This window comes from Hyphomicrobium sp., assembly GCF_036780825.1.
Classification (GTDB): domain Bacteria; phylum Pseudomonadota; class Alphaproteobacteria; order Rhizobiales; family Hyphomicrobiaceae; genus Hyphomicrobium_C.
Genome location: NZ_DAIQCD010000049.1, coordinates 10,394 through 15,465, shown reverse-complemented (window position 1 = coordinate 15,465; position 5,072 = coordinate 10,394). Strand labels below are relative to the sequence as shown.

Sequence of the window (5,072 nt, the reverse complement as noted above, 5' to 3'; positions counted from 1 at the left end):
GCGCTCCGGCAAGCACGGCCGCGCGTCCGATCCCCCGTCCCGTCCCCATTCTTATTCCTCCCCCGATCCCATTTGGGACGCCCACATCACGACGGATATGTGCATCCAGGTAAATACCTAGGGTAGGCGTACGAGCTATGCTGAGCCCGGGTCAACGATGTAACGGCACATTTCCCTGCCGAGCCGGCGAAATTCGGCGCGAATGTGGCGCTTCCGCATCGGGAATTTTTCCCGATTTACCAGGACGTTATCGAAAAACACGGCAACCCGGCGCGCGAATTGCGGCAATCCAGATATAAAAAGAGGAAGATCGGATAGCCTGCATGGAAGTTTTTTTCTTTGCTTGCCCAATGATCTAGATGACCAGGGTGGGATTTCTGCGGCGCAGCATGCCGGGATGACCCGGCTGACGCCTCCTAAAACTCCTGCGCATTTGGTTGATTCCCGTCGCTGTTTCGCGATATTCACCAGCGTCATGGTGGCGGACGAGACGGACGCGGGCATGCACCCGCTGATTGCAGCTCCAGGAGCCTCGTTCGGAAACTGCGCCAGGGGACGGCGCCGCGGTGTCAGGTTATAATGATACGAAGCCAGCAACTGCCCGCAGCATGGCGCATGGACGAAGCGGACAGCAAGCCAGCCGGAAATTCTAAGTTCAGGAGGCTATTCTTGACCCGACAGATCCGCGCCGGAGCGCGCACCATCGGCTTTTCCGCCCTTACGTTTTTTTCCGTCGGCTGCTTGCCGGCGATGGCCGAGTCGAACGGGCTCACGGTCGAGTTGAATAAGCTTGAGTCGCAAGGCTCAGGGTGCCGCGCCTACATGGTCGTACAGAACGACAGCGACACCTCTTACAAGGCGTTCAAGCTCGATCTCGTTCTTTTCCAGTCGGACGGCGTCATCGGCCGGCGCTTTGCCATGGATCTCGCGCCGCTCAAGGCGAAGAAGCGCACCGTGAAACTGTTCGATCTCGACAATACGCCCTGTGACAAGATCGGCAGCTTCCTAATCAACGATGTCGTCGAGTGCACGGCCGAGGCGGGCCCCGTCGAGAACTGCCTCGCTGGCGTGACGGTGAAATCGCTGACTGACGCAGAACTGCAGAAGTGAAGCAGAAGTAAGTAGAGCGCATCAGTATCAGGACGGGCAAAGGGTATTGCCGTGGAAGAAATTGCCGTCGCCGCAGGTCATGATTTCTCGATCTGGGGTCTCGTCCTGCAAGCTGACCCCGTCGTCAAGGCGGTCATGCTCATGCTGGTCATCGCATCGGTCGCGTGTTGGGCCATCATCCTCGAGAAGATGATCCGCCTGACCAAGCTCGGGCGTGATTTGCGCCGGCTGGAGCGGGCGGTGAACGATCAGGCCGCGACGGCACAGGCGCCGCGCGGCCTCGTGCGCACGCTTCTCTCGGCCGCCCATCACGAAGCCGAGGACAGTGGCCGCAACGAGCCCCGCGGCGAGCTGAGAGCCCGCCTCGAGCGCGCCATGCGTCTCTCCCTCAAGGCGCAGCTGCAGAAGCTCGAGGTCGGTCTTCCCTTCCTCGCCACGATCGGCTCCGCCGCCCCCTTCATCGGACTATTCGGCACGGTGTGGGGCATCATGAACAGTTTCACCGCCATCGCGCACCAGAAGGATACCTCTCTGGCGGTCGTCGCCCCCGGCATCGCCGAGGCTTTGTTCGCCACGGCGCTCGGCTTGGCGGCCGCGATCCCCGCAGTCATGGCCTACAATATGATCGCCGTTGCCCTCGGCCGCGGCGCCAATCGCGCCAACACCTCGATCGCGGAGCTTGCGAAGCGCCTATCGCGGCCGGCGGGCCCGGCTTCGGAAGGCTTTCCTCGCGTGGCCGAGCCTCTGCGCGCCGGAAAGGCATCCTAAATGGGAATGGCGGCCGGACATGACGCGTTCCGGGGCGATGAAGACGATGGCGGCTACCGCCCCGTGGCTGAGATCAACATCACGCCGATGGTCGACGTCATGCTGGTCCTCCTCATCATCTTCATGGTCGCCGCGCCGCTCATGGTCGCCGGCGTGCCGCTCGAGCTTCCGGACACCTCGGCCGCACGCGTCAGCCAGTCGAAGAAGGCCATGGTCGTCTCGCTCGCAGGGGACGGATCGCTTTACATCCGGGACGAGCAGGTCTCGTCAGAGGGTCTCATCCCGCGCCTGCGCGAGTTGCGCGCCTCCGAGGGCGACACCGTGGTCTACGTCCGCGCCGATAAGAAGAGCAACTACGGCGACGTCATGGACGTTCTCGGCCGCGTTGGCGAAAGCGGCTACGGCCGCGTGTCGCTGCTCTCGCAGCCGAAACCCAGGGGCGCGCAATGAGCAACATCGGGGCCGCGCCAGACCATGCCGGCCTCGCACGCGGCGCGCACCGTGATCGCAGCCGCACGTGGAGCCATCTGGCGACATGATTTTACGAGTTTTGACATGGCTGGCTTCGATTGGTCTTCATGGCGCGACCGTGGCCATCCTGATGATCACGCCCGGCGGCGCCTCGCTGGATGAGGGCGCGGGCGACGACCTCTTCGTCGTCGAGCAGGGCATCGCCCTCGAAGGCGTCGCGAGGCTGGGCGAAGCGGAGGTCAGTATCGATGCCGTCGAGGCTCCGCCACCGGTCCTGCAATCGACGCCCCCCATCGAGGAGGTGAAGCCTCCCGAGGAGGACGTTCAGCACGTCATCGGCTCCGAGTTCGGTCCGGAGCAAGAGCAGGTGATCCGCGAGCCCGAGCCCGAGGAAGTGCAGGAGGCACGCCCGGAGCAGATCGCGGCGATCGAGCAGACCGAGATCGCCATCGACGAGCTCCGCGCATCCGGGGTAACGCAATCAGGCGGCAGCACGACCGCGCTCTCCGCCTACAAGGGCAAGCTCTTCTCGCGCATCTCGTCACGCAAGGTGAACCCCCGCTCGCGCCAGTCGGGAACGGTGATTATCCGCTTCACCGTCGGTCCCGAAGGCGAGCTGATCTCGCGCGAGATCGCATCCAGCTCAGGCTCGAAGCTGCTCGATGACGCGGCTGTCGCCTCCATCGAGCGCGCCGCCCCCTTCCCCGCCATGCCAAGCGATGCCAGGGCCGCAGGCCCTCTCGTCGTGTCGGTGCCCTTCAAGTTCTCTGTGCGCTGAGTTGCAACACCGAACGCTCACGCGCCGTCCCCGTCTCAGCCGCTGAACGGCACCACCGTCTGGCGTTGCACGCCGAGGCCCTCGATCTCGAGCTCCATCACGTCACCCGCGACAAGATATTGCGGCGGCTTCATCCCGCAGCCCACTCCCGGCGGCGTGCCCGTCGTCACCACGTCGCCAGCCTCGAGCACCATGAACTGGGTGATGTAGGAGACGAGATACGGGATTGGAAAGATCATGGTCGAGGTCGAGCCCTGCTGGCGGACCTCTCCGTTGACCTTGAGCGACATGGAGAGGTTGTGCGGATCAGCGATTTCGTCGGTCGTCACCAGCCAGGGGCCGAGCGGCCCGAACGTCTCGCACGCCTTGCCTTTGACCCACTGTCCGTTCCGGCGCGACTGGAAGCGCCGCTCGGACACGTCGTTGCAGATCGTATAGCCCGCAACGTAATCCATGGCGTCCGCCTCCTCGACATAGCGCGCACGCTTGCCGATCACGAATGCGATCTCGAGTTCCCAGTCCATCCGGTTGGCGCCTTTGGGATAGATCACATCGTCGAACGGCCCGGATACGGTGTTGCCGAGCTTGTTGAAAAGGATGGGCTCGGAGGGGATCTCCTGCCCCGTCTCCTTGGCGTGATCGGCGTAGTTGAGGCCGACGGCAATGAAGCTCCAGGGGCGAGCGACCGGCGCGCCGAGCCGTACGCCTTCTGGCGCGAGCGGCAGCGTTGCCGGATCGAGAGCCTTGAGCCGCGCCAGGCTATCCGCCGCCAGCGTCTCCCCGCCGATGTCGGCCACATGCTGTGACAGATCACGGATCCTGCCTTCGCCATCGACGAGGCCGGGCATCTCCGCTCCCTTGGCTCCGAACCGGACGAGCTTCATGAACCTTCCCCCGCACACGCGTTTTGCCTATCACGGACGGCAGGAGGCCGCCGATGTTCGAGGGTTTTACATCACACACCATCCCGGTCGGCAACGGCATTGAGATCGCAGCCCTGGTCGGCGGATCGGGCCCGCCCGTTCTGCTTCTGCATGGCTTCCCGGAGACGCGCGCCTGCTGGCACAAGATCGCAGGCGACCTCGCCCGCCGCTTCACCGTCATCGCCGCAGACCTGCGCGGCTACGGCGCCTCTAGCAAGCCGCTGGGCGGGCACGATCACGCCGCCTACGCCAAGCGCGCCATGGCGGCCGATCAGGTTGCCCTCATGCAGGCTCTCGGATTCCCGCGCTTCCGCCTCGTCGGCCACGACCGCGGCGGCCGCGTCGCCCATCGTCTCGCGCTCGACCATCCCGATGCCGTCGAGCGCATGGCGGTGCTCGACATCTGCCCGACGGCAACGATGTACGCGGCGACCGACCGCGAGTTCGCCACCGCCTACTATCACTGGTTCTTCCTGATCCAGCCGGCGGACTTCCCCGAGCGCATGATCGCCAACAACACGCATTTCTTCGTGCGCCAGACCATCGCATCCTGGTCGCACACGGAGGGCGCGTTCGATGAGGCGATCCTCCGTCACTACGTCGAGGCGTTCTTCGACCCCGCCGCCATCCACGCCGCCTGCGAGGACTATCGCGCCAGCGCCACCATCGATCTCGTCCACGATAGCGAGAGCGACGCCGCCGGACAAAAGCTCGCCATGCCGCTGCTTGTCCTCTGGGGTGCCCGCGGCACGGTTGGCAAGCGTTTCGACGTCCTCGCCGCCTGGCGTGAGAAGTCGGCCTCGAGCGTAACCGGGCACGCCCTCGATTGCGGGCACTTCCTGCCCGAGGAAGCCCCTAGCGAAACGCTGGGCGCCCTACTTGACTTCCTTTAAAGCCTGATCGTTGGGCCCAGGTCTGCCGGACCTCAAGGGCTGCCCTGGCCTCCTGGCTCATACTCGCCTCCCCAAACCGTATTGGGATTGACACGTCCCCTGAGAGCACTATCCGTAAGTTGAATGGGC

Annotated in this window: 6 protein-coding genes; 5 read left to right on the top strand and 1 reads right to left on the bottom strand. The window is 64.4% G+C overall.

Features of this window, described 5'->3' with window-relative positions; all coding sequences use genetic code 11:
* Window positions 1-669 precede the first annotated feature (669 nt).
* The 4 genes from V7P99_RS13910 to V7P99_RS13895 all read left to right on the top strand — a co-directional run bounded on the left by V7P99_RS13910 (window position 670) and on the right by V7P99_RS13895 (window position 3,127).
* The gene (locus tag V7P99_RS13910; protein WP_333795434.1) at window positions 670-1,110 is read left to right on the top strand and encodes a hypothetical protein; all 441 of its coding nucleotides are present in this window, start codon (window positions 670-672) and stop codon (window positions 1,108-1,110) included.
* 51 nt (window positions 1,111-1,161) lie between these two features.
* Window positions 1,162-1,878 carry a MotA/TolQ/ExbB proton channel family protein gene (locus V7P99_RS13905; RefSeq protein ID WP_333795433.1) on the top strand — a complete coding sequence of 239 codons (717 nt, stop codon included), beginning with the start codon at window positions 1,162-1,164 and terminating at the stop codon, window positions 1,876-1,878.
* Entirely contained in the window at window positions 1,879-2,328 is a 450-nt protein-coding gene (locus tag V7P99_RS13900; protein WP_333795432.1) for an ExbD/TolR family protein, read from the top strand.
* Window positions 2,329-2,413: 85 nt separating this feature from the next.
* A complete protein-coding gene (locus V7P99_RS13895) occupies window positions 2,414-3,127 on the top strand; it encodes an energy transducer TonB family protein (RefSeq protein ID WP_333795431.1) in 714 nt (237 codons plus the stop codon).
* Between the two features lie 35 nt (window positions 3,128-3,162).
* On the opposite strand, the gene V7P99_RS13890 is transcribed toward V7P99_RS13895, so the two are convergent.
* Window positions 3,163-4,011 (bottom strand): fumarylacetoacetate hydrolase family protein, encoded by an 849-nt coding sequence (locus V7P99_RS13890; protein ID WP_333795430.1) that lies wholly within the window; start codon window positions 4,009-4,011, stop codon window positions 3,163-3,165.
* A 53-nt stretch (window positions 4,012-4,064) separates the two neighbouring features.
* Between V7P99_RS13890 and V7P99_RS13885 the strand changes: the two genes are divergently transcribed.
* Complete coding sequence (locus tag V7P99_RS13885) at window positions 4,065-4,943, top strand: alpha/beta fold hydrolase (protein ID WP_333795429.1); 879 nt, start codon at window positions 4,065-4,067, stop codon at window positions 4,941-4,943.
* The last annotated feature ends 129 nt before the right edge of the window (window positions 4,944-5,072 follow it).

Excerpts from the sequence above, each read along its gene's own strand:
- V7P99_RS13895 (WP_333795431.1), top strand. The coding sequence starts at position 2,414 with ATGATTTTACGAGTTTTGACATGGCTGGCTTCGATTGGTCTTCATGGC.
- V7P99_RS13900 (WP_333795432.1), top strand. The coding sequence starts at position 1,879 with ATGGGAATGGCGGCCGGACATGACGCGTTCCGGGGCGATGAAGACGAT.
- V7P99_RS13890 (WP_333795430.1), bottom strand. The coding sequence starts at position 4,011 with ATGAAGCTCGTCCGGTTCGGAGCCAAGGGAGCGGAGATGCCCGGCCTC.
- V7P99_RS13885 (WP_333795429.1), top strand. The coding sequence starts at position 4,065 with ATGTTCGAGGGTTTTACATCACACACCATCCCGGTCGGCAACGGCATT.